At 58.8% G+C, this 24,745-nt stretch carries 23 protein-coding genes; 1 reads left to right on the top strand and 22 read right to left on the bottom strand.

All coding sequences use genetic code 11. From position 1 onward, the window contains the following. Positions 1-43: 43 nt before the first annotated feature. From CVU69_02800 to CVU69_02775, 6 genes are all read right to left on the bottom strand, one after another. The gene (locus tag CVU69_02800; protein PKN13246.1) at positions 44-1,114 is read right to left on the bottom strand and encodes a hydrolase; all 1,071 of its coding nucleotides are present in this window, start codon (positions 1,112-1,114) and stop codon (positions 44-46) included. Between the two features lie 91 nt (positions 1,115-1,205). Continuing rightward, the gene (locus tag CVU69_02795) at positions 1,206-1,856 is read right to left on the bottom strand and encodes a PHP domain-containing protein (protein ID PKN13245.1); all 651 of its coding nucleotides are present in this window, start codon (positions 1,854-1,856) and stop codon (positions 1,206-1,208) included. After that, positions 1,853-3,304 carry a hypothetical protein gene (locus CVU69_02790; protein ID PKN13244.1) on the bottom strand — a complete coding sequence of 484 codons (1,452 nt, stop codon included), beginning with the start codon at positions 3,302-3,304 and terminating at the stop codon, positions 1,853-1,855. Before CVU69_02790 ends, CVU69_02795 begins: the two co-directional genes overlap by 4 nt. Next, the gene (locus tag CVU69_02785) at positions 3,301-5,142 is read right to left on the bottom strand and encodes a hypothetical protein (protein ID PKN13243.1); all 1,842 of its coding nucleotides are present in this window, start codon (positions 5,140-5,142) and stop codon (positions 3,301-3,303) included. The genes CVU69_02790 and CVU69_02785 overlap by 4 nt, the downstream gene beginning before the upstream one ends. Before the next feature lie 10 nt (positions 5,143-5,152). Next, on the bottom strand, positions 5,153-6,475 hold the full coding sequence (locus CVU69_02780; GenBank protein PKN13242.1) for a tRNA (N6-isopentenyl adenosine(37)-C2)-methylthiotransferase MiaB: 1,323 nt from the start codon (positions 6,473-6,475) through the stop codon (positions 5,153-5,155). Positions 6,476-6,527: 52 nt separating this feature from the next. Next, on the bottom strand, positions 6,528-7,040 hold the full coding sequence (locus CVU69_02775) for a hypothetical protein (GenBank protein ID PKN13241.1): 513 nt from the start codon (positions 7,038-7,040) through the stop codon (positions 6,528-6,530). Positions 7,041-7,225: 185 nt separating this feature from the next. Here CVU69_02775 and rpmB point away from each other — a divergent pair, with 185 nt between their 5' ends. Next, on the top strand, positions 7,226-7,417 hold the full coding sequence (gene rpmB / locus CVU69_02770) for a 50S ribosomal protein L28 (protein ID PKN13240.1): 192 nt from the start codon (positions 7,226-7,228) through the stop codon (positions 7,415-7,417). 91 nt (positions 7,418-7,508) lie between these two features. Here rpmB and CVU69_02765 read toward each other — a convergent pair whose 3' ends face one another. From CVU69_02765 to CVU69_02690, 16 genes are all read right to left on the bottom strand, one after another. Continuing rightward, positions 7,509-7,895, bottom strand: coding sequence for a reactive intermediate/imine deaminase (locus tag CVU69_02765; GenBank protein ID PKN13239.1), 387 nt, complete (start codon positions 7,893-7,895; stop codon positions 7,509-7,511). Positions 7,896-7,915: 20 nt separating this feature from the next. After that, positions 7,916-10,066: a GTP pyrophosphokinase gene (locus tag CVU69_02760; protein ID PKN13238.1), complete on the bottom strand. Its 2,151-nt coding sequence runs from the start codon at positions 10,064-10,066 to the stop codon at positions 7,916-7,918. Between the two features lie 99 nt (positions 10,067-10,165). Further along, entirely contained in the window at positions 10,166-10,372 is a 207-nt protein-coding gene (locus CVU69_02755; protein ID PKN13237.1) for a DNA-directed RNA polymerase subunit omega, read from the bottom strand. Between the two features lie 58 nt (positions 10,373-10,430). Further along, positions 10,431-11,036 (bottom strand): guanylate kinase, encoded by a 606-nt coding sequence (locus tag CVU69_02750; protein ID PKN13353.1) that lies wholly within the window; start codon positions 11,034-11,036, stop codon positions 10,431-10,433. Positions 11,037-11,046: 10 nt separating this feature from the next. After that, a complete protein-coding gene (locus CVU69_02745; GenBank protein ID PKN13236.1) occupies positions 11,047-11,925 on the bottom strand; it encodes a YicC family protein in 879 nt (292 codons plus the stop codon). Positions 11,926-12,410: 485 nt separating this feature from the next. Beyond that, positions 12,411-13,754 carry an MATE family efflux transporter gene (locus tag CVU69_02740; protein ID PKN13352.1) on the bottom strand — a complete coding sequence of 448 codons (1,344 nt, stop codon included), beginning with the start codon at positions 13,752-13,754 and terminating at the stop codon, positions 12,411-12,413. A 29-nt stretch (positions 13,755-13,783) separates the two neighbouring features. After that, the gene (gene pdxA, locus CVU69_02735; protein ID PKN13235.1) at positions 13,784-14,782 is read right to left on the bottom strand and encodes a 4-hydroxythreonine-4-phosphate dehydrogenase PdxA; all 999 of its coding nucleotides are present in this window, start codon (positions 14,780-14,782) and stop codon (positions 13,784-13,786) included. Further along, the gene (locus tag CVU69_02730; GenBank protein ID PKN13234.1) at positions 14,779-15,171 is read right to left on the bottom strand and encodes a DUF2304 domain-containing protein; all 393 of its coding nucleotides are present in this window, start codon (positions 15,169-15,171) and stop codon (positions 14,779-14,781) included. Before CVU69_02730 ends, pdxA begins: the two co-directional genes overlap by 4 nt. Continuing rightward, positions 15,162-15,890, bottom strand: coding sequence for a glycosyl transferase family 2 (locus CVU69_02725; protein PKN13233.1), 729 nt, complete (start codon positions 15,888-15,890; stop codon positions 15,162-15,164). Before CVU69_02725 ends, CVU69_02730 begins: the two co-directional genes overlap by 10 nt. Before the next feature lie 338 nt (positions 15,891-16,228). Then, positions 16,229-17,581, bottom strand: a complete 1,353-nt coding sequence (locus CVU69_02720) for a phosphomannomutase (protein PKN13232.1) — start codon at positions 17,579-17,581, stop codon at positions 16,229-16,231. Positions 17,582-17,682: 101 nt separating this feature from the next. Beyond that, positions 17,683-18,057 (bottom strand): GxxExxY protein, encoded by a 375-nt coding sequence (locus tag CVU69_02715; GenBank protein PKN13351.1) that lies wholly within the window; start codon positions 18,055-18,057, stop codon positions 17,683-17,685. A 287-nt stretch (positions 18,058-18,344) separates the two neighbouring features. Further along, a complete protein-coding gene (locus tag CVU69_02710) occupies positions 18,345-19,799 on the bottom strand; it encodes a mannose-1-phosphate guanylyltransferase/mannose-6-phosphate isomerase (protein ID PKN13231.1) in 1,455 nt (484 codons plus the stop codon). A gap of 425 nt (positions 19,800-20,224) precedes the next feature. Continuing rightward, entirely contained in the window at positions 20,225-20,599 is a 375-nt protein-coding gene (locus tag CVU69_02705) for a GxxExxY protein (protein PKN13350.1), read from the bottom strand. Between the two features lie 472 nt (positions 20,600-21,071). After that, entirely contained in the window at positions 21,072-22,046 is a 975-nt protein-coding gene (locus CVU69_02700) for a GDP-fucose synthetase (protein PKN13230.1), read from the bottom strand. 160 nt (positions 22,047-22,206) lie between these two features. Further along, on the bottom strand, positions 22,207-23,331 hold the full coding sequence (gene gmd, locus CVU69_02695; protein ID PKN13229.1) for a GDP-mannose 4,6-dehydratase: 1,125 nt from the start codon (positions 23,329-23,331) through the stop codon (positions 22,207-22,209). 194 nt (positions 23,332-23,525) lie between these two features. Further along, positions 23,526-24,683, bottom strand: coding sequence for a glycosyl transferase family 1 (locus CVU69_02690; protein ID PKN13228.1), 1,158 nt, complete (start codon positions 24,681-24,683; stop codon positions 23,526-23,528). Positions 24,684-24,745 lie beyond the last annotated feature (62 nt).

Genomic DNA, 24,745 nt, shown 5'->3' with positions numbered 1-24,745 from the left:
ACCGTGGCGCAGGCGACGGTCAAGAAAAAACCTTTTAACACAATTATTGCGGAATCAGTTCCTGCCGGTCGCCCAGCTCCCCGAGCAGGGCGACGACCAGACGGATGGCAGCGTCGAGATCGTCCAGCGACAGGACCTCGACCGGGGTGTGCATGTAGCGCAGCGGCACCCGCACCAGGGCGGTGGCGACGCCGCTGCGCGAAAGCTGGACAACATTGGCGTCAGTGCCGGTAATCTTCGCCTCAGCGAGAATCTGCACCGGGATCTCTTCCTGCGTTGCCGTTGCCTTGAGACGGGCCAACAGGGCGGGGTTGATGTTCGGACCGCAGGAGAGGATGGGGCCGCCGCCGAGGCGGATCTCCCCCTGTTCCTTCTTGTCGCCGTCGGGGACATCGCTGGCAAAACCGACTTCAAGGATGATCGCCACGTCGGGACGGAGTTCAAAGGCGCTGGTGGCGGCGCCGCGCAGACCGACCTCTTCCTGCACCGTCGAGACGCCGTAAAGTTCCACTGCCGGGACGCCTTGCTCCCGCACCGCCTTGAGAACCTGGGCGAGGATGAAGACCCCCATCTTGTCATCAAAGGCGCGACTGGTGACCTTCTCCCCCTGCAAACGCTCCAGTGTCACTGCAAAGGTCACCGCCTGGCCGATAGCGACCAGCGCCTCGGCCTCGGCGCGCGAACTGCAGCCGATATCGATGAACTGGTTGCGGAACTTGACGACGGAGTCGCGATCTTTGACCTCGATGAGATGGATCGGCTTCTTGCCGATGACGCCGAGGATCGGCCCGGCTTCGCTGTGGATCATGACCCGCTGCCCCGGACAGAGATGGGGATCGACCCCGCCGATCGGTGCAAACCACAGGAAGCCCTGCTCATCGATATAGCGGATCATGAAACCGATTTCGTCACAGTGCGCCGCCAGCATGACCTTGAGGGGCGCCAGACCGTGTCCGTCGATGCGGGCAATAAGATTCCCGAGCACATCGCTGCGCAGTTCGTCGACAACGGTCGCCAGTTCGCGGCGAAGGATCCGCTGCACCGGCTGTTCAAAGCCGGAGGGGCTTGGCGCTTCGATCAGCTCTTTGAGAAAGGCGTAATCGGCTTCGTTCATGGTTGGTTCCTTTGTCGTGGGCGACCCACCGGGTCGCCCCTACGATTCGAGGGTCTTTGTAGGGGCGAGGCGGTGCCTCGCCCAGCTTCATCTACCCCAACGCCTTCTTGACCAGCTCTTCACTGTTACGCCGGCAAGCGGCAAAACCGGCCTCATCAAGGCCGGCGCCGAGGGCAATTTTACGCGCCATCTCCAGAGAGACGAGGTCGCCGGGGGCGTGGGCATCGTTGTTGACCACCAGTCGGGCGCCGGCGGCTTGCGCCATCCTGACGACATGACCGTTGGTGAGACTGTGCCCCTTGCGGGTGGTAATCTCCAGAAAGATACCGCGCTCTGCGGCCAGAGCCGCCTCTTCGGCGCTGAGCAGGCCGGGATGGGACAGAATGTCGATATCGGCCGCCAAAGCGGCGAGGTTGGTACCGGCGGCAACCGGTTCGACGATCGTCTCCCCGTGGCAAACGATGATCTGCGCCCCGAGTTGCCGGGCCGCCGCAGCCGCAGCGGCGATCTGTGCCGGCGGGATGTGGGTGAGTTCGACGCCGGCGAGGACCGTCAGTCCCCAGGCCTGACCGAGATCGGCCGCGACTTTCAGCAGGCGCGGCAGAATGAAATCGAGATTGGAGAGATCGACATGGTCGGTCATGGCGAGAGCGCGATAGCCGGCAAAGGCAGCGCGCCTGGTCAATTCGGCGGGGATCAACTCGCCGTCGCTGAAGAGAGTATGCGTATGCAGATCGATCATGAGTCCTCCAATGGGGTGCCGGGTTGGTGACGGAGAAGAAAACGGTGAAAAAGATCACGCCAGTCGTCCCGCTTGCCGTGCGTCAACGCCTGTCGTTCCGGCGCATCAAGGAAGAGCAGGTCGGTGCCGCGAGCCGCGAAGTATTTTTCCGCCCCCGGGAAGGTGCCGGCCGGGGCAAGGACGATCACGCCGAAAAGCTGGCGGCCATAAAGGGACCAGAGCGGGGAGAATTCCGCTGGCGCCGCCAGGGCCGTGAAGCGTAAAGCGAAATTTCCCGCGATTTGCAGACGACCGAGTTCGACGGGGAGGCGGGGAGAAGCTGCCACCAGAGTGGCCGGCACAAACTCAGCGAGTGTCTGCAGGGCCGCCAGAAACTCCCGCAATGCCTCGGGCGACGGAGCAAGGATGACCACCACCGCACTGAGGGGTTCACCGATCCGGGTCGGGCCATAAAGGGCTTGATGCAGCGTCAGAATCTCTGCCGTCGTCAAGAGGGGAGCGGTGCCGCTTTCATGACGGCTTTCGCTGATCACCCCTTTTTCCCGCAAGACCCGCAACACCTGCAGGACCTGCAAGTCGCCGTAAGCGCAGTGGTCAAGAAGATCACTGACGCGGGGGTAGGTTTCAAGCTTGAGCAGAATCTCCCGGGTGGCGGTACGCAATCCCTGGGGGAGACGCTCCCGGGGAATGGCTAACTGCAGAAGCGACTGCAGCGCCGGCAGACGTTCTGCCTGGGCAGCAGTTTCATCGCCAAGGCGCAACCCCTCCATGATCAGATGGTCGGTGGGAGTAGAAATCCTGACGGGACCAGTGAAGGCGCCGGGGCGGAAACGGAACGTTCCGGAGTTCCAAAGAAGGAGACGATACAAAGCTTTTTCCGCATCGACACGACCAAGCCGGGCATAGACGATCTGGCCGTCCTGCAGATGGACACTTCCCTGTTCGCTACCGCGCGTCAAAAAGAGCGTACCGCTTTTACGGTTCAGCGTGAACAGCTGCAGAAGATCGGTAATCCCGAGCTGATCAAGACTCCCCTTGACCTCTTGCGTCTGCTCTAGCAGCTGCTGCGCTTGTGCCAGTCGCTGAAAATGTTTTTCGATATAAGCACTGATCTGACTGAGGTTGAGGGGCCGGGCAAAGAAAGCGTCCCGATGCCGCACAAATCCTTCAATCTCTTCACCGTCTTCGCCGACAAAGACGATCGCCAGATCGTTCCCCTGGCGATTTGTCCGCAGTATCTGGGCGAAACGCGGGGCAGGAATGGCGCGCAGCCCGGCATCGATCACCACCAGCGCCGGCTTCAGCTCCAAGGCTTGTTGTAAAGCGACGTTGCCATCGGTCGCATGCCCGGCAGCAAAACCCTGCTCCTTGAACCTCCGGAAAAGGTCACTGAAGGCGGGATCATCACCGGCAAAAAGGATAGTCGATGGCGTTGCGGTTTCGTTCATATCTGCGCCTGAAATTGATACTGCTCTTGTACTTTCGCGAACATATTCTCGACAAAATAACCGTCATTGCTGTGGAAAGCATGCCAGCCAGCCCCGCTGCGCCGGGCGAGCAGGGCATAAGCGTAGTCTTCACCGAGACAAAGGAGAAAGGCATGATCGCTCAGGGAACCATCCCCGACCGGAATGGTTATGCCGCCGGGGGGATCAAGCCCTGCTGTCGGCCCGGTCGCGCCGAGCAGGTAAAGGGCGGTGCGTGTTTCGGGGGTGGCCAGGAAGGGAGAAAGGAGCGAGCGCGGGGTGGTGAGATCGGGCCCCCCCCAGAGGATGACGCCGCGGACCGGCACCGCGCCGAGCAGTTCCTGACAAACGGCCAGCCCGAGAGCGGTAAACTCTCCGTCCGCTAAAGGAAGAAAAGTTGCGCTCCCCTTTACCGCCTTGCGCAGCAGCTGCGGCCCGGACGGAGCAAGGAGGGTGTCGACAATCTTCCAGAATCCGGCTTCCTCGAATTGACAGCGGATAAGGAGGCTGCTGCGCAACGTGGCGAGGCGGGATTCAATAAGCTGATCCAGTTCCGGCAGGGTCGTCGCCTCAAAGGGGGCAGTGGCAGAGCGCATTTGCACCCGGATCGGCAGATTCTTCTTCATATCGGAGATGAGAAGTTGACCGCGCAGGGCTTTCCGGATCCGCCGTTGCGCCATGAGCGCTCCCCAGGAATCGGTCTCCGGCAAAAGGATATAAAACTGGCCGGGGAGGAGAGAGCAGATCAAATCAGTATCGCGCAGCACCGTCAGAATCGTTGCCACCATCATCTCCCCGGCATCGTTTACCTGCCGGTCATGAAAGCGCGCGGTCAGCTCGGCATAGTTGACGATGACGACTTTCAGCAGGGTCAGTTTGCGGTCATAACGCTTGGCGGCGTAAAGCTCTTTTTCGAGGTGATCCCGGAAAAAGATCATATTGTAGGCCTGACTCCCCGGCGCCCGCAACAGATTATGTTCGACTTCCTGGCGGCGCAGCAGCGCGGAGAGGGCCACGGCCGCAAAGGTGCCGGCGGTCTCGGCGCGCTGCTGCGCCTCGGCGTTAAAGAGCTCGCGGCCCACCGCTGATTCGAGGCGCACCAGGCCGATCACCCTGCCGTTGGCAGCTAACGGCACAAAGAGAGCGTGCTGATCAACGGACAAGTTCGCGGCAACCGCCGTCTCCGGGGCGAGCGCCCCGACCGCCGACAAGCCGCGCACGCAATGAAGATGGAGCTCACCGTTGCCGCTCAACCAGAGGATCCCGGTCTCCGCCGCACAAAGCTCCATCATGGTATCGAGCACCAGATCGCCAAGACGGTCGAGATCGTCCACCTGCAACAAGGGCAGACAGGACAGGAGAACATCCCGGCTCCGTTGTAACTCGCTGTTCTCCCGATTCAGGCGGAGATGACTTTCCGCTTCAGCGTGACGATAAAGGCTGCGGTCGACCAGGATCTCCAGTTCGTCGCTATCGTAAGGCTGCAAAAGATAGGCGGTCGCGCCGTGGCACAGGGCGGCGCGCCCTTCCTGAATTTGCGCCGGGAAGACACCGACCAGCACCTCGCTCGCTCCGCCGAGAGCCAGCAGGGTTTTAGCCGTCTCCTCCCCCCGCCCTTGTCCGGCTTGCAGATCGCTCAAGATCAGATCGAAGTTCTCCGACTGCAACAACTGACGTGCTTCCGGCCAGGAGTCACTGCCGACAACTTCATACCCTTGCAGGACAAAGATCGACTCGACGGCAAGACGCATCTGCTGATCCGCATCGATCACCAGCAGGCGGCCCTTGTGAATATTTTGTTGTGTCGAGTTCAAGGTCATGCAACTACCACTAAAGGATCGTCCCGAATTGGGTATTGGTGTTATTCCGGACGATCCGCACCGGCACGATCGTCCCGATCAACTGCGGATCACCGCGAAAATTAACGATACGATTCCAGGGGGAGCGGCCAAAGAGGGACTCCTCGCCATTACGGCGACTCGGTCCTTCGACCAGAACCGGCAGGATCTGCCCGACATCCGCGCCCCAGATCTTTTGGCTGTTCTCTTTCTGGGCCGCCAGAATCGCCTCAAAACGGGCCTGTTTCACCGCCGGCGGGGTGTCATCGAGCAAAGCCGCTGCGGCCGTGCCGGGGCGCGGCGAGTAAAGGAAGAGGTAGATATCAGCATAAGAAATCTCCCGCACCAACGCCAAAGAAGCATCGGCGTCTTCCTGCGTTTCACCAGGGAAGCCGACAATAACATCGGAACTCAGGCGGATATCCGGCCGCACCGCCCGCAAGCGTTCGACCTGGCGCCGGTAGCCGGCGACGCTGTAGCCGCGGTTCATCGCCGTCAGAATCCGGTCAGAACCGCTCTGCACCGGGAGGTGGAGCTGGGGGCAGAGCTTGTCCAGGGAAGCAAAGGCGTCGATGAGGCCATCGGAGAGGTCGCGGGGGTGGGAAGTGATAAAGCGAATCCGCTCAATCCCGTCGATCGCATGCACCTGCTGCAACAGCCCGGCAAAGTCGGGGGCAGCCGGATCGTGACGATTATAGGAGTTGACGTTCTGGCCGATCAGCGTGATCTCCCTGACCCCCTGCCCGACCAGAGCGCGGACTTCATCAAGGACTTCAGCGCAGGGACGGCTGATCTCGCGGCCGCGCACCAGGGGGACGACGCAGTAGGTACAGAAGTTGTCACACCCCTGCATCACCGTGACAAAGCGGGCAATGCCGCTGCCGGCGGCGCGGCGGGGGAAGAGGCGCAGGCGGGTTTCACGATCAAGAAATTCCGTGGCCAGCTGGGCTCCGCGATTTGCTTGAACTTCACCGACCAATTCGGCGAGCCGGTGGACATTATGGGTCCCGAAGACGAGATCGACAAAGGGGAGTTTTTTAAGAATCTTCTCCCCTTCCTGCTGGGCGACACAGCCGCCGACCGCGATGATCAGCCGGGGATTCGCCTGTTTCAGGGCTTTAAAGCGATTGAGATGACCATAGACCTTGCGTTCGGCCTTGTCGCGCACCGAACAGGTATTGAGGAGGATGAGATCGCTGCCCTCCGGACTGTCGACCTGCTGATAGCCCAGGTCATGCAGGGTGGCGACGATCCGCTCCGAATCGACGACATTCATCTGACAGCCGAATGTTTCCAGATAAAAACTCTTTGCCATGATCCATCCTAAAAATAGAGTGCAGTTATGATCTTGCGGGACAGTGAAAATGTCAATATTTTAAAGTGTTATCCCCGTTGGCAGCGCCAGGAAAAAGGCGCAGCAGGAGCTCGGGATGTTCCAGCGCCGCAAAGAGGAGCGATTCCCCGTCCCTGCCTTCGATACGGACCGTTGCCAGATTCGGCCCGAGTCTTTTTTGCCGGACGTTGGTCACCGCCGCCAGCGGCAGAGAACGGAGCCGGGAACGAAAAAATCCACGGCGCTGGTAAATGGTGCGGTCGCTCACAATATACAGGATCTGCTCCCATTCCAGCCGGGCAATGAATAATTGACCGAAGGCGAGATAGAGGCAAGCGAGATTGAAGGGCAGTGGCAGCCATGCCACCCACGCGGGGGCGCCGGTGGCGGCAAGCTCAATCCCGACGATTTGCCAGAAAAGGCAGGGGAGCATCAACACCAGACCAAAGACGGCATGGCGCCAGTTGCGAAAGGTATAAGCACGCGGCGCCGGGCGCCCCTGCCAAAGGATGGTTTCATTTTCAGCCAAAGGTAAAGGTTCAAACATGGCACTCTTCCTTCCGCTCATTCATAACATCCCTTCTTGAGGAATCAAGGTCAAGGAGGCCGGGCGGGGGTGGATTATAAAGGAGCATCCCCCTCCAGGCAATGACGAAAAAGAAAAAAACCTGTTGCCTTTCCCCAAAAAGGGTGATATCAATCTGCGTCTACTCTTTAGGAGGTCGAAGGATCATGTCGAGAATTTGTGCAGTTTGCGGAAAAAAGCCTTCCACCGGCAATAATGTCAGTCACGCGAATAACAAAACCAAGAAGACCTGGTATCCGAATCTTCAGCACGTTAAAGCGCTGAATAACGGGACTGTTCGCACCATGAAAGTCTGTACCCGTTGCATCCGTTCCGGGTCCGTCACCAAAGTGGTCTGATCGGCATCGCGCCGCAGGAATATCCGCCAGTTAAACGGGGGGATGGACAAGATGTCCATCCCCCCGTTTTCATTCGCCCTTTTCTTATATCTCAAGCGCCGCAATAAACCACCATCTCCACTTCGACCGCCACGCCCCGGGGCAGGGCCGCCACCTGTACCGTCGACCGGGCCGGCGGATTGGTCGGGAAGAAGCGGCCGTAGACCGCGTTCACCACGGCAAAGTCCGCCATATCGACGAGAAAGATCGTCGTCTTGACCACCCGCTCGAAACCGACCCCGCCCGCGGCCAGCATCGCCGCACAATTGGCCATCACCTGTTCGATCTGCGCCGTAATGCCGCCGCTCACCACCTCACCGCTACCGGGATCAAGCGGAATCTGGCCGGAGAAAAAGATAAAATCCCCCGCCCGCATCCCCTGCGAATAAGGGCCGATTGCGGCCGGCGCCGCTTCACTCCTCACCACCTGAAGTGCCATCTCTCTGACCTCCCTGATTATTAACTGCGCAAGCGTTCGACTTTATAAACGCCCTTGATCTTCAACAAAGCATTGATCACCCGGTTGAGATGAGCAAGATCCTGCACATCGAGTTCAAAGTTGTTAAGGCCGCGATGGTCGGGGGTCGACATAATGCTGGCGCTGACGATATTGGCATCACAGTTGGTAATCGCCCCGGTAATATTGGTCAACATCCCCTGTTGATCGTAACAATGCACCCGCACCTTGACCGGACGCAGCGACTTCTTCTTCAGATCCCATTCCACATCGATGCGCCGCTCCGGATCAGACTGCAGGGCATGCGAACAATCGACCGTATGAATGGTCACGCCGCGCCCCCGCGTCACAAAACCGATCACTTCATCGCCGGGGAGAGGGTTACAACACCTGGCGAAGCGGACCATGATATCGTCGACGCCGTGAATGGTGATGGCGCTTCCGGATTTATTCCGCTCCGGCGGGCGGGGAGACAGGGGAATGACTTCACTCTCGACCTTGCTCTTCTCCGGCGGCAGGAGGCGACCGACCACCTGACCGATCGGCACCTTGCCATAGCCGACGCCGGCAAGGAGATCCTCGACCGTGGAAAAACCGAGATCCAGAGCCGCATGGTTCATCTCCTCCGAGTTCAGGTAGCGGTTAAGCGCCGCCCCCTGCTTGCGCAACTCTTTCTCGAGAAGATCGCGGCCGATGACCAGGCTTTTGTCCCGCTCGGCATTCTTGATCCACTGGCGGATCTTGTTGCGCGCCTTGGCGGTATGGACGTGCTTGAGCCAATCCTTGCTCGGCGTCTGGTTCGGTGAAGTAATAATCTCGACGAGATCGCCGTTGTTGAGGACCGTCTTTAACGGGGCCAGTTTGCCGTTCACCTTGGCGCCGACACAGTGCATGCCGATATTGCTATGGATGGAGAAGGCAAAATCGATCGGCGTCGAACCCCGCGGCAGCTCACAAACTTCGCCGCGCGGGGTGAAGACAAAGACTTCGCCGGGGAAGAGCTCGAAGCGCACCGAATCCATGAACTCCTTGGAATCAGTGAGTTCGTACTGACACTCCAGCATCTGCCGCAACCAGGCAAAACTTTTGTCATCGCGATCGTCCGCGACCGTAACCCCCTTCTCCTTGTACTTCCAGTGGGCGGCAATCCCTTCTTCGGCAATGCGGTGCATCTCTTCCGTGCGGATCTGCACCTCCATCGGCTCCCCCTGCGGGCCGATCAGCGTCGTATGCAGCGATTGGTACATATTCGCCTTGGGCATGGCGATATAATCTTTGAAACGGCCGGGGAGCGGTTTCCAGGCGGCGTGAATAATACCGAGGACGGCATAACAGTCGCGCAGCGACTTGACCATCACCCGAAAGGCGACGAGATCATAGATCTGGTCAAGGTCGACCCCCTGCCGCTCCATTTTGCGATAAATCGACCAAAGGTGCTTGGAACGGCCGTAAACCTCCCCTTCAATTTTGTGCTCATGCAGCTTGTCGAGGATATTGATGCGCACACCTTCGATATAAGCGGCCCGTTCCTGCGTCCGCTTCTCCACCTGTGCGGCCAGGGCAGTGAAGGTCTCCGCTTCGAGAAAACGGAAAGCAAGATCTTCAAGATCGCACTTGAGCCAGCTGATCCCGAGGCGGTTGGCCAAAGGGGCATAGATATCCCGGGTTTCGCGGGCTATCTGCCGCTGCCTTTCTTCCGGCTGGCTCGCCAGGTTGCGCATGATATGGAGACGATCGGCGAGCTTGACGAGGATCACCCGGAGGTCCCGGGCCATGGCGATCAACATCTTGCGGAAGTTCTCGGCCTGGCGCTCTTCGCTGCTGACGGCATTGTAACGGCTGATCCGCGTCAACCCGTCGACGAGTTCGGCGATCTCATCGCCAAAACGCTGCCGCAGCTCCGGCAGGGTCGTCGGCGCATTCCCCTCCAACGCTTCGTGCAACAGGCCGGCGACGATCGTCGGCACATCCATGCGCAAGCGGGCGAGGATCTGCGCAACAGCGCCGGCGTGTTCAATATTCTGCGCCGCCGTCGGACGGACACCACCGAAAGAGCCGCTTTCCACCAGGGTGTAAGCGTCGCGAATCAACGAAAGATCAGCGGTCGGCTGATAAGCCTGGACACTGGCAAGAAGGTTGTCGAGAGCAGACATGGGCATGGCTTACCTGTAAACGAAAATCAGGCGGGGCAAAAAATGACCCGCCTGCAATATAAACCTGAGCATAACCGTTCAGTGAAAAGTCACGGAACTTTAGCGGCGCCGCGTCGGGATTTCGTAATCGACCTTGCCGGCGGCAATTTCCCGCAGGGCGACGACGATGGTTTTGTTGCCGGCCTTGTTCTCAATGAGGGGTTGCGACCCTTTGTAGAGTTGCTTGGCCCGCTTTGCAGCCACTGTCACCAGCAGGAAACGGTTGGGAATCTGCTGCAGGCAGTCTTCAACGGTAATACGTGCCATCTTTGATACTCCTTGATAATGAAACGCATACTTGAAGTTATGCGTGGGGGATGTCTCGTTAACCGAGCAGTTCCTCGACAACGCCGTGATAACGGGCTGCACGGCAGGTCTCGGCGATAATAATCGATTTGAGCTGTTCCAGTGCCAGATTGAAATCGTCATTGAAGACCCAGTAATCGTACCAGCCCGCCTGGGCAATCTCTCCGCGGGCATTAACAAGACGTTGCGCAATCACCGCATCGCTGTCGGTCTGGCGCTCGCACAGCCGCCGCTGCAGTTCGGTCATTGACGGTGGCAGGATAAAGATATTGACCCCCTGCACCTGACTGGTCTGCAACTGCACCGCCCCCTGACAGTCAATATCAAGGAGGAGATCACAGCCACTTTGCCGAGCGGTGTCGATCGTCGCCAGGGCGGTGCCGTAACGATTGCCGTGCACCTCCGCCCACTCGGCAAAGGCATCGGCCGCAACCATGTCGGCGAAGGTCTTTTCATCGACAAAGTGATAATCGACGCCCTCCACTTCGCCCTTGCGCATGCGCCGCGTCGTGAAAGAGACAGAATGCCGCAGCCCCGGAATGATGTCAACGATTTCCTTGCACAGCGACGTCTTTCCCGCCCCGGACGGCGCCGAGATCACAAAGAGCACCCCGTCACGTTTGATTTGATTGAAATTATTCGACATTTTGAATCTGCTCTCGCACCTTTTCGAGTTCGGACTTGATCTGCACCACATGCCGGGTCAACTCGGCATCGTTCGACTTCGACCCCATGGTATTCGTTTCCCGGTTCAGCTCCTGGACGAGGAAATCGAGCTGGCGGCCCACCGGTTCCGGTTCGGCCAACAGCAGCCGCACCTGTTCAAGATGGCTGCGGAACCGCGAAAGTTCTTCACTGATATCGCAGCGATCGGCAAAGAGGGCAATCTCCTGGGCAACACGCAGGGGATCGTAGGCAAAATCCGGACCGAGGCGGGCCAGACGCTCGTTCAAGCGCCCCTGCCACTCTTTCGGGACAACCGCCGCCCGCGCCGAGATCGCATGAAGGTGGGCATCGAGGGTGGCGATGCGCCCTTCAATATCGCGCTGCGTGGCCTCCCCTTCATGGCTGCGCATCGTTTCGACCGCTTCGATCGCCCGCTCCAGGGCAACAAAGAGACAACGGCACAAATCTTCTTCCGGCAGGGCATTCTCCCGCATCAGAATCACATCGCGCTGGCCGCTGAGAAGTTCGAGGCTGATCTCCCCGGGCAGATTAAAGGTCGTCCGCAATTCGCTAAAAGCCTGAAAATAAGCTTGCGCCAGGGGCAGGTTGAGGACCGGCAGGGCCGCGCCCCCGGAATTGTATTCGAGGAGGACGAGGAGATCGACCTTGCCGCGCTTGAGACGCTCGCTGAGACTGCGCCGCAACTCCGCTTCACAGGCGGAAAAGAGGCGGGGGGATTTGATACTGATATCGCAAAAACGATGATTGACCGTCTTGATCTCCACGGTCAGAGTGGCGCCGTCGATCGTTGCTATCCCTTTGCCAAACCCGGTCATGCTTCGGATCATCGATGATTTCCTCGCAAAATAAAGTCGTTACACAGCGGCCGGCAGAATAGGATAATCGCGCAAAGGTGTCAAGAAAAAGGGGGGGGGGGGGGAGAAAGGCCGGAGCGGCCGGGGGAAGACAAAAAAAGGCCGGTCGAGGAGGAGGACCTCAACCGGCAAAGGGTTTTCCTGAGGAAGAGTCAGGATGCTCTGAAGAAACTATCTGCGCCAGCCTTGGAGGAGGAGACTTGCTTTGCTATGGTGTGAGAATAGCGCAGGGGAGAAAGACAAGGTAGGTGGAGGTTCGTATTATTTGCATCGAAAATAGTCAGGAGCCGAGTGTGGCGATGCACAGTGCTGCAGGGCAAAAAAACAGCGCCCTGGCCGGAGGGGGGTGGCCAGAGCGCTGGAGCCCCTGGAGGGGGGGAAGGGGCTCATTGCTATCTTTATACACCAGAGCCGCGGCCGATGCAAGGGGGGAAATCCACCGAAGCAGAAAAAAGGAATCAGCGGCGGCGCTTCTCCACCCGCCGTAAACGGCTGAGGAGGAGGAGAGCGGCAACGCTCAGGCCGATGATCAGACTGATCCAGAAGCCGCGGGCCCCCATCGGCGCCCCCCAGAAGTAAGTCAGTGCCAGGGTGTAGCCGAGGGGCAGAGAGATCACCCAGTAAGCAACGATCACCAGCAGCAGAGGGACCCGGGTATCTTTGTAACCGCGCAAGGAAGCGGCGGCGCCGACCTGCAGCGCATCCGGCAATTGATAAAGCGCGTTGAGGGTCAACAGCCCGACGACGGTGACGATCAATTGCGGATCATGGGTATAAAGACCGGCGATCTGCCGGGCAAAGATGAGGGTAGCGGCGGCGGTAATCAAGGCAATCAGGGAGGTCAGGGTCAGACCGGTCTGGCTGACCAGCCGCGCCCGATCGAAGCGGCGGCGGCCGACCGCATGGCCGACACGGATGGTCATGGCGCTGGAGAGACTCAAGGGGATCATGAAGATCAGGGAGGAATAGTTGAGGGTGATCTGATGCGCCGCCACCGCCACCGCCCCGAGGGGCGCCAGAAAGAGGGCAATCAGGGCAAAGATGCTCGATTCGACCAGGAGGGAGGCACCGATCGGCAGACCGAGCCGGAGGATCTGGGTCGCCCCTTCAGTGCCGCGTTGTTGTTTCAGATCGAAGAAATGGGTGGGAGTATAAGCGCCGACGCGGCGGATGGTGAGGAACATGCAACCGCACATGAACCACAAGGTGACGGTCGTCCCCCAGCCGCAGCCGACCCCGCCCAGGGCCGGAGAGCCGAACTTGCCATAGATAAAGATATAATTGGCGAGGATATTGACCGGCAGACTCGCCAGACCGATGAGCATGCTCGGACGGGCCAGCCCCAGCCCTTCGCTCAAATTGCGCAGCACAAAGAAGATCCCCAGGGCCGGCAGCCCCCAGGTCATCGCCTTGAGGTAATCGACAGCAATGCCCGCAATCGCCGGCTCCACCCCCATCACCGCAAAGAGCCCCTGCGCCTGACGCAGCAGCAGAAAGGAGAGGAGGACCAGCGGCAGCGCCACCCACAGCGCCCGGCGCGCCAGAGGGCCGCACTCGGCGGTCCGCCCGGCGCCGTAGAGTTGCGCCACCAGCGGTGTGACCGCGAGGAGGACACCATACAAAAAGAGGAGGAGGGGGATCCACAGACTGCCGCCGACCGCCACCCCGGCCAGATCGACAGCACTGACCCGGCCGGCCATGACCGTATCGACAAAGGCGAGGGACTGCTGGGCAAAGAGGGCGGTAAAGATCGGCGCCGCCAGCGTCAAAAGGGCGCGGCCTTCGGCCTGGCGCAGCCGCAGAAGATTTTGATTCAGGAAGGAGAAAACGCTCACCCCTGCTGCTTCCCCGCCATCTCTGCCGCCAGGCGCAGCGCCGCCACCAGACTGCCGGCACTGGCACAGCCGCTGCCGGCCAGATCGTAGGCGGTCCCGTGATCGACGCTGGTGCGGACGATCGGCAGGCCGAGGGTGACATTGACGCCGTCATCGAAGTGGAGGAGCTTCAACGGGATCAATCCCTGATCGTGGTACATGCAGATCACCACGTCGTAGTGCCCCTGCACGGCAAAGTGAAAAAGAGTATCGGCACTGTGCGGCCCGCTGGCGTTGATCCCTTCCGCCCGGGCGGCGGCAATCGCCGGCGCAATCAGGGTGCGCTCTTCGTCGCCAAACTGCCCCCCTTCCCCGGCATGGGGATTCAGGGCCAGGACCGCCAAGCGCGGGGAGGTCAGGCCGAAGTAACGGCGCAACGCCGCAGCAGTGATGCGGATGGTGGCCAGGATCTCCTCGACCGAGAGAAGCCCCGGTACCGCCGCAAGGGAATGGTGCGTCGTCACCAGCGCCACCTTGAGACGGTCGCCGGCCAGCATCATCACCTCTTTGCTCACCTGGCAGCGCGCCGCCAGAAGTTCGGTATGACCGGGAAAGGGCGAGCCGGCCGTCCGGATCGCCGCCTTGCTGATCGGCGCGGTCACCATCCCCGCGGCATCGCCGGCCAGACAGGCCGCGCAGGCCCATTCGATGTAAGCCAGCATCGCCGCCCCGCAAGCCCGATCCGGAGCGCCGCAGGACAGCCCCGCCGCATCCAGAGTCGACAGGTTCTGCACCCGCAGCGAACGCGGCCCGAGACGGAGCAGGACTTCATCAGTCGTTGCCCCCGTTGCGATCGTCCCGTCGATGCCGAAGATCCGTGCCGCGCGCAGCAACACCCCGACATCACCGGCAACCAGGAGCGGATAAGCATCGAACTCCCCGGCCAGACAGGCCTTGACAATGATCTCCGGGCCGATCCCGGTCGGATCCCCCATGGTGATAATCAGTGGTTTCATTTGCCGCTTCCCGCTTCCCGCTTCCCGCTTCCCGGCCCCTCCCCCTCACGCAGTTTCTGCACCTCATGGGCGAGGATGGCGTTTTCCTGGGTGAGATTCTTCATCTGCTCGGTCAAGCGGGAGATCTTGATGGAGAACTGCACCGCAATCAGGGTGAGAAAGATCAGCGAGCCGATAAAGAGGGTGGTGGTCGGCAGGACCGCGCCGATCAGATCGGTCAGCAGCACCAGCCACTGATACTTGAAGACGAGGATGAACATGCCGACGCTGGTCAGCAGCCACAGCACCGAATATTCCTCCCGCAGCTTTTTACGGCGCACCATATCGAGGGTAAAGAGAAAGACACCGACACAGACGAACAGGGCGAAGAGTTGCTGTTTCAGAGGCATGAGTTCCTCCTGGCGTAAAATTTACGGCTCCGGAGCAGGGTGACAAGGATCGACAGAAACATCTTGAAGATATAGTAAAGGGGGAGCAGACCGTGATGCATCGACGAGCCGCGCAGGTTGGCGAGCATCCGCACCGGCACCTCGCGAATACGGAAGCCGGCGAGATTGAGGGTGAGGAGCATGTCGGCATCCGGATAATCACAAGGGAAGATGTCGCTGCAGAAGAAGTGGATCACCTTCTTGTTGAAAGCGGCATAGCCCGAGGTCGGATCGGTGATCGGCCGGCCGATCAGGACCGAAACAAGGTGGCGAAAAAGGAGGATCCCCAGCCGCCGGGTAAAGGACGGGCGGTAGCTCTCCACGGCCAGAAAGCGCGAACCGAGGGCGAAGTCGGTCTCCTCCGCCAGCAGCGGCGCCAGCAGCGCGGCGATAAAGGTCGGGTCATGCTGGCCGTCGCCGTCAAGCTGGACGAGAAAATCGTAATCATGCAGCCGGGCATACTTGTAACCGGCCTGGATGGCAACGCCGTAGCCCATGTTCTGGGACAGCCGCACCACCGCCGCCCCGGCCGCCCGCGCCGCCGATTCGGTGTGGTCAAGAGAACCGTCATCGACCACCAGCACGTCGAAATCGGGATGAACGGCACGCACCGCAGTCACAACCGTTCCGACATTGTCGGCCTCGTTGTAAGCAGGGATGAGAATCAGTATTTTTGCCATAGGTCAGGTCCGTTAAGGTTAAATCGGTAAAGGCAGAATCCGGGAATCGGGATCCGGGATCGGTAACTGCCACAAAACTCAAGGTTCAATTCTTCCCGGTAGCCAACTCTGCGGCCCGATGTTCTACCTCAGCCCGCCTTTCAAATGCCTTTGATCTCTTCCACGAAGCCACACGAAAGGAGCCACGAAGAAATCAAAAAAACTGTGATCTGGATTTAACACCAAAAGCTGCTAACACTCTTATTTCTCAGCCTCTTTTCGTGAAACTTCGTGCCATTTCGTGGACAAATGCCTTCCGGCCTTTCACGCCTCACGCCTCACGCCTCACGCCTCACGCCTCACGCCTCATCACCAATCAGCTCCAAAAGCTCCGCCGTCTTCGCCGCCATCAGCCCGGCATCCCCCCGGCTTTCGACATTAAGCCGCAGCACCGGCTCGGTATTGGAAGAGCGCAGATTGAAACGCCAATCGGCAAACTCCACGCTCAACCCGTCAGTGCGGTCGATGGCCAGCGCCGCCGGAGCAAAGCGAGCCTCCACCCGGGCAATCGCCGCCGCCGGGTCGGCGAGGCGGCGGTTGATCTCGCCACTTGCCGGGAAGAGGCGCATCCGCTCCGCCACCAGCGCAGACAACGGCTGGCCGCTGCGGCTGATGATTTCAAGGACGAGCAGCCAGGGGATCATGCCGCTGTCGCAATAAGCAAAGTCGCGGAAGTAATGGTGCGCACTCATCTCCCCGCCGTAGACCGCATCCTCCGCCCGCATCCGTTCCTTGATGAAGGCATGGCCGGTCTTGCTCTGCACCGGAATCCCCCCCGCCGCCGTGACCATCTCGATGGTGTTCCAGGTCAAACGCGGATCATGGATGATCCTGGCGCGAGGATGGTGGACAAGGAGGGCCGTGGCCAGGAGGCCGACAATATAATAACCCTCGATGAACTCCCCCTGCGCATCAAAGAAGAAGCAGCGGTCAAAGTCGCCGTCCCAGGCAATGCCGACATCCGCCCCGTGGGCGCGCACCGCTTCCGCTGTGGCCGTGCGGTTTTCCGGCAAAAGGGGATTAGGAATGCCGTGCGGAAAGGTGCCGTCCGGCTGATGGTGAACGCGGATAAAGTCGAAGGGGAGGTGCGGCGCCAGCTCGTCGATAATCGGCCCGGCGCAGCCGTTGCCGGCATTGACCACCACCTTCAGAGGGCGCAACTCCTGCGGATCGATGTAACCGAGGAGGTGCTGGATATATTTTTCCTGGACATTGAGGGGGTGTACGCTCCCCTTGACGACCACCGGCGGGAAAGCCTTCGCCGCGACCAGATCGCGGATTTCATTGAGACCGTTATCACCGCTGATCGGCTTCGATCCCTCCCGCACCAGCTTCATGCCGTTGTAGTCCATGGGGTTATGGCTGGCGGTGACCATAATCCCGCCGTCCATCTCCGCGCTGAAGGTTGCGAAGTAGATCTCCTCCGTCCCGCACAGTCCGAGATCAAAGACCTCGACCCCGCCGTCGGTCAGCCCCTCGGTCAACGCCCGACAAAGTTCAGCGCTGCTCAAGCGGATATCCCGGCCGACCACCACCCGCTGCGGCAGGAGAAATTGAGCATAAGCCCGGCCGATACGATAGGCGATCTCTTCGTTCAATTCGTCAGGAATGCGCCCGCGGATGTCGTAAGCTTTGAAACAATTCAGATTCATATAAATCCTTTTCGCACCACCGAGGGCACCGAGGACACCGAGAAAACCGTGCTTTTTGTTTAAAAAGAGAGCGAATATAAAAATTCAGTTGTTGCCATTTGTTAATTGGAAATTCTGACAATACCTGATTTCAGCAGTTCAACGTTAAAATTGATTAGTAACCCGGTCTTTTGTCCGGATAACTTCAAATAAGAAAGGAGCTGTGCACGATGGATCGGCAATATTTTCTCAACCGCTTTCAGTTCAACGATCACCTTGTTTTCGACGAGAAGATCAAGGCGATAACCACAATCAATATGCACGCCGCGATAAATGACCGGCAACTCAACCTGTCTTTTACAATCCAGAGCAAAATTGATCAACTCATGAATTAAACAGGCCTCATAAGTTGACTCCAACAACCCCGGACCAAGCTCACGATGCACCCTGATCGCCGCACAAATAATCTTATCAGTAATCGGATCGATCTCCGTCATCCCCGCCTCCAAGCCTTTCTCTATGGCCTCCGTGACCTCAAAAAACATTTCACCACCGAGGACACCGAGAAGAGCATTCTGCATTGGTTTAACCATCAATACAGCTCTTCTCAGCCTTTCTCTGTGCCCTCCGTGACCTCTGTGGTGCAAACCGCCTTTAAAAACATTTTTTCCACCGAGGACACCGAGGACACCGAGAAGAGCATTCCGCATTGGTTTAACCATCAAAACAGCTCTTCTCAGCCTTTCTCTGTGCCCTCCGTGACCTCTGTGGTGCAAACGGTCCATCAACTCCGCCCGTAAACATCTTCGAAGCGGACGATGTCATCCTCTCCGAGATAACTTCCTGACTGCACTTCAATCAGCTCCAGCGGGATCTTGCCGGGATTTTCGAGGCGATGGCTGACGCCCAGGGGGATGTAGGTCGACTGATTTTCCGACAGGATAAAGGTCTCCTCGCCGCGGGTAATGGCCGCCGTGCCGCAGACAACGATCCAGTGCTCGGCGCGATGGTGATGCATCTGCAGCGACAAGGTGGCGCCGGGCTTGACGATGATCCGCTTGACCTGGAAGCGTTCCGCACTGTCGATGCACTCATACGAACCCCAGGGACGGGCAACGCGCCGGTGCAGGATCGCTTCACTGCGGCTCTGCAACTTCAACTGCTGCACAATCTCCTTGACGTCCTGCACCTTGTCCTTGTGGACGACCAACACCGCATCCGCGGTCTCCACCACCACATGATCGCTGATCCCCACCGCCGCCACCATCCGGCTTTCGGCATGCAGATAACAGTTTTTGACATCCTTGGTCAGGACATCGCCGTAAAGGAGGTTCCCCTGCGCATCCAGCTCGCCGACCTCCCACAAGGCCGACCACGAACCGACATCGCTCCAGCCGGCATTCAAAGGGATGATCACCGCCGCAGCGGTCTTCTCCATCACCGCGTAATCGATCGAGTCGCTCGGGCAGCGGGCAAAGGCGTCCGCGTCCAGGCGGACAAAGTCGAGATCCGCCTTCGCCCCGTCGCAGGCCAGCCGGCAGGCCGCCACCATCGCCGGGGAGAACTTCTCCAGCTCCTGCAGATAGCGGGAAGCCTGAAACAGGAACATGCCGCTGTTCCAGTAATATTCGCCCGAAGCAACATACCCCTGCGCCGTGGCCAGGTCGGGTTTCTCGACGAACTGGCTGACGCTAAAGGCCGGGATTCGGGGATCGGGAATCGGGGATCGGGAATCGGGGATCGGAGAATCTGATAGCGCGGCGCCGGCTTTGATGTAGCCGTAGCCGGTCTCGGGGCCGGTGGGGACAACGCCGAAGGTGATCAGCTTGCCGGCCCGGGCGTGGGGGATTGCCGCTTCAACTGTCCGGCACAGGGTCGTTGCATCCTTGATCACATGATCCGCCGGCAGCACCAGCAGCAGCGGATCATCCCCGGTCGCCAGGGCCCGCAACGCCGCCACCGCCACCGCCGGAGCGGTATTGCGGCCGGCCGGCTCAAGGATAATCGCCGTAGGGCAGCTATCGACCTGGCGCAGTTGTTCGGCGACCAGAAAACGGTGATTTTCGTTACAGACGACGATCGGGCTCGCCAACCCGGCAACATCGGCAAGGCGGGTGATGGTGTTCTGCAGCATAGTCTGATTCCCCACCAGAGGGAGCAGCTGCTTCGGGTACATCTCCCGCGACAAGGGCCAGAGCCGGGTGCCGGAGCCGCCGGAAAGGATCAAGGGGACGATCATAAAAACCTCCATTCAATTAAATAAATCGTAGGTGTTCTACCGCAGCCCACCTTTCAAATGCCGTTGATCTCATCCACGAAGGCACACGAAAAGGGCCACGAAGAAGGCAAAAAAACTGAGATCAGGGTTTAACACAAGAAGCTGCTAACGCTCTTATTTCTTAGCATTTTTTCGTGAAACTTCGTGCCATTTCGTGGACAAATGCTCTTGATCTTATCCACGAAGGCACACGAAAGGGGCCACTAAGAAGGCAAAAAAACTGAGATCAGGGTTTAACACAAGAAGCTGCTAACGCTCTTATTCCTTAGTCTTTTTTCGTGAAACTTCGTGCCATTTCGTGGACAAATGCTCTTGATCTCTTCCACGAAGGCACACGAAAGGGGCACACGAAGAAGTCCAAGACTCCAGGTTTTAACCTTCGTGGATCAAAGCACAAAACGCTTCCATTCGAGCTGCCCGTGACTGCCGAAGTTAATCACGAGCCCCACCGCTGAACGGGATGCATGCAGATAGTTGAGTAATTGCGCCTGCTCCTTGCCCCCGAGTCGATCGAGCGCCTTGAGTTCGACGATGATTTGTCCGTAGCAGTGAAGATCAGCAACATACTCCTTTTTCAAGGGGCGTTCTTTATACCAGATCGGCAAGTTTTTTTGGGCGCTGAAGGGTATTCCTCTTTCCTCCAACTCCACTTCCATTGCCTCTTGATAAACCGCCTCAAGAAAACCCGGCCCCAACTCGTGGTGAACCTCCATTGCTGCACCGATAATTGCAAAGACCTCGTTTTTCAGCAGTAAATCCATTTCCCCCTCCTCTGAAGTCAAGAACTTCGTTTCCACGTTGCTAACGCTCTTATGCATTAGCCTTTTCGTGAAAATTCGTGTCATTTCGTGGACAAATGCTCTTGATCTTATCCACGAAGGCACACGAAAGGAGCCACGAAAAAGTCAAAAAAACCTGTGATCCGGGTTTAACACCAAAAGCTGCTAATGCTCTTATGACTTAGCCTTTTTCGTGAAAATTCGTGTCATTTCGTGGACAAAATGCCTTTGATCTCTTCCACGAAGGCACACGAAAGGAGCCACGAAGAAAGTCAAAAAAACTTGTGATCCGGGTTTAACACCAAAAGCTGCTAACGCTCTTGTCCCTTAGCCTTTTTTTGTAAAACTTCGTGCCATTTCGTGGACAAATGCCCCGAGATTTCTGGCCATAGCTACCCTCCCTTCTTTCCCGCAGAGAGCCAAAGCCTTCGTCGCCCGCCTTTGACAACAAAAATCAGCCGCGAAAATCCTGCTGATGCGCCAAAAACCATTGATAGGTCCGCTCCACTCCGTCCCGCAACGCCGTCTGGGCTTCCCATCCCAAGCTCTTCAATCGCGAAACATCCAGGAGTTTGCGCGGCGTGCCATCCGGTTTCGAAGCATCAAAGACCAGCTTGCCCTGATAGCCGACCACCGCCTGGATCGTCTCGGCCAGCTCGCGGATGGTGACATCGGTGCCGGTGCCGAGATTAACAAAGTTCGGTTTCGGATAAGCACAAAGCTCCGGCCCGAGAACCTCATCAGGGAGGTTGAGGACAAAGAGGCTGCCGGCCGCCATGTCGTCGACGTACAGGAATTCCCGCATCGGCGTCCCCGTCCCCCAGACCACCACCTCGGGGAGCTGCGCCTGCGTGGCAGCGTGCAAGCGGCGGATCAGCGCCGGCATAACGTGGGAGTTTTCCGGGTGGAAGTTGTCTCCCGGTCCGTAAAGGTTGGTCGGCATCACTGCTACAAAGCGGGTGCCGTACTGGCGGTTGTACGACTCGCACATCTTCAGACCGGCGATCTTGGCCAGGGCGTAGGGTTCGTTGGTCGGCTCCAGGGGCCCGGTCAGCAGGTACTCTTCCTTCAGCGGCTGCGGTGCCAGCTGCGGATAGATGCAGGAGGATCCGAGGAAAAGGAGGCGCTTCACCTTGACCTCAAAGGCCTGATGGATGACGTTGTTCTGGATCATCAGGTTGAGATAGATGAAGTCCGCCGGATAGGTATTGTTCGCATGAATACCGCCGACCTTGGCCGCCGCCAGGATGACATAGTCAGGGCGCTCGGCGAGGAAGAAGTGGCGAACCGCGACCTGATCGGTCAGATCGAGTTGGTCGATCTCCGGCAAAAGCAGATTGCTGAATCCTTCGTGCCGCAGCCGCCGCACCAGCGCAGAGCCGACCAGCCCCTGTGACCCGGCAACAAAAATTTTCGCGTTCTTTTCCATGGGAGTGCCTTTAATTGAAGGAAATGCCGAACCTTATTCACCACAGAGGACACAGAGTTCACGGAGAAAAGCGTTTGCAGCATAAAATCTTGATCCGGAAAATCATCACTCTGTTCTTCTCGGTGTCCTCGGTGTTCTCTGTGGTAAAAAGCCCTGAAGACTATTCGTGATAATCGAAGGTATTAAAACCGTGCGAACGGCACAGCTCATCACGCTTTGCCCCTTCGAGATCGGAGAGGATCATCTCCCGCACCAGCTCGGCAAAGGTGGTGGTCGGCGTCCAGCCCAGTTTCTCCCGGGCCTTGGTCGGATCACCGAGCAGGGTTTCGACCTCAGTGGGACGGAAGTACCGGGGATCGACCCGGGAAATAACGTCACCGATTTTCAATTTTGTATTTTGGATTTCGAATCCGGACAGGTCATCGACAATGCCGACCTCATCGAGCCCTTCCCCCTGCCAGCGCAGCTTGACCCCTAATTCCGCCGCCGCCGCATCGACAAAATCGCGCACCGAATACTGCACGCCGGTGGCGATGACATAATCCTCCGCCTTCTCCTGCTGCAGCATCAGCCACTGCATCTCGACATAATCGCGGGCATGGCCCCAGTCGCGCAGCGCGTTCATGTTGCCGAGATAGACGCAGTCCTGCAGGCCGAGAGCAATCCGGGCAATGGCGCGGGTGATCTTGCGGGTAACGAAGGTCTCGCCGCGCACCGGCGATTCGTGGTTGAAGAGGATGCCGTTGCAGGCGTAGAGGCCGTAGGCTTCGCGGTAGTTGACGGTGATCCAGTAGCCGTAGAGCTTGGCCACCGCATAAGGCGAACGGGGATAAAAAGGGGTCGTCTCCTTCTGCGGAGTCTCCTGCACCAGGCCGTAGAGCTCCGAGGTCGAAGCCTGATAAAAGCGGGTCTTACTCTCCAGCCCGAGGATACGGATCGCCTCCAGAATACGCAGCGTGCCGATGCCGTCGGCATTGGCGGTGTACTCCGGGGTTTCGAAAGAGACCGCCACATGCGACATCGCCGCGAGGTTGTAAATCTCGTCCGGCTGCACCTGCTGGATGATGCGGATCAGGTTGGTGGAGTCGGTGAGATCGCCGTAGTGGAGGATAAAGTTACGATTTTCAATGTGCGGATCCTGGTAAAGATGGTCGATGCGATCGGTATTGAAGAGGGAGGCGCGGCGTTTGACGCCGTGGACGATATACCCCTTTCTGAGGAGGAATTCCGCCAAATAGGCGCCGTCCTGGCCGGTGATGCCAGTGATCAGTGCAACTTTCGACATAAAAACATACCTTTCATTCAAGTAATAATTTTTTCACCGCCCGTTCGCGGCGCGCACTCAAGACGCAAAGAGTTTAAGGCCGGGGTCCGGGAACAGGGATCAGGAAAATCAATTCACAACTCCCGAATGCAATGGTTTTTCGATTCAAAGTTTACTCCCTGAATTCCCGTTCACCGTTCACCGCTTCCCGGCCTTCAGCTCACAACCTCCGCATACACACTCTCCAGCTGTGCCAGCAACACCGCCGGAGAATAACGACGCGCGACAAAGGCTTTGCCCTCTGCACCCAAACGCTCAGCCAGTTCAGGGCTGCGCAGCAGATGCACCAAAGCATCGGCAAAATCTTTGGCCGTATCGACCACCAAAAGATCCCGGCCGGATTCCGCCCCGACCCCTTCATTGCCGAAGGGAGTCGTCACCACCGGGCGGCCGGCGGCCAAGGCATCGAGAATCTTGACGATCATGCCACCGCCGGTGAGGATCGGCGCGGCAAAGAGGGCCGCCTCCTTGTAGCAGCGATCCAGATCCTCGACAAAACCGGGGACGGTGATGCAGGGATCCGCTTCCGCCAGTTGCAACAGCTCGGCGGGCGGACCATAACCGGCCAGAATCAGCCGAGCCTCCGGCACCTGCTCCCTGACCCGGGGGAGAACCTCCTGCGCCAGCCACAGGGCCGAATCGATATTGGTGCGATGGTGGCGGTACGACGCGAGAAAAAGAATCGTCCCCGGTACCGGCAAAAAAGCGCGCTCCGTCAGGTCGAGTCCGGCCGGAATCGGCACGGTCCGCACTCTCGTCTTGACCGCCATCGCTTCGAGGTAGCCACGGTCGAAGTCCGAAACGGTCAGCACCGCGTCGAAGCGGCCGACGATCCACCGCTCAACGCTCCGGGTCAACAGGTACTTGACTCCAGCCATAACGCGACCCAGGCCGCGCGCCTCTCGCCAACGCCGGGCCGCCGGCTTGGTCATGACATCGTGGGCATCAAGGAGCATCGGGGTGCTGTGCCGACCGATCAGAAACGCCGTCTCCACCCACTCCACCTGGATCAGGTCGAAATCGCCGTCCCGGATCAACGTGTCGGCAAAACGGCTAAAGGTCAGATAGCTGCCGATCAACTGTGCTTTTTCAACCACACCCCGCTGCGCAAAGGCCGGATAAGACTGTGCATGAATCTCCCGACACCACGGGCGCAGCGCCTCCAACTCCCCTTCCTCGCCTGCCTCATAACGGGTCGCCAGGGTGACCTGATGATGTTTGGCCAGCTGCCGCAGGATTTCAAAGACATAACGGCCCCCCGCGTGATTGGCCTGTTGCCGGGGGAGAAAGAGTGAAACCAAAAGAATTTTCATGAATTGGCGGCCTTATTCCGAATCCCGATGGCAGTTATGATGATTGTAGGGGCAATTCATGA

This window comes from Deltaproteobacteria bacterium HGW-Deltaproteobacteria-4 (genome assembly GCA_002841765.1).
Classification (GTDB): domain Bacteria; phylum Desulfobacterota; class Desulfuromonadia; order Desulfuromonadales; family UBA2197; genus UBA2197.
The sequence above is the reverse complement of the archived record's forward strand: the minus strand, read 5'-3'. Positions and strand labels throughout refer to the sequence as shown.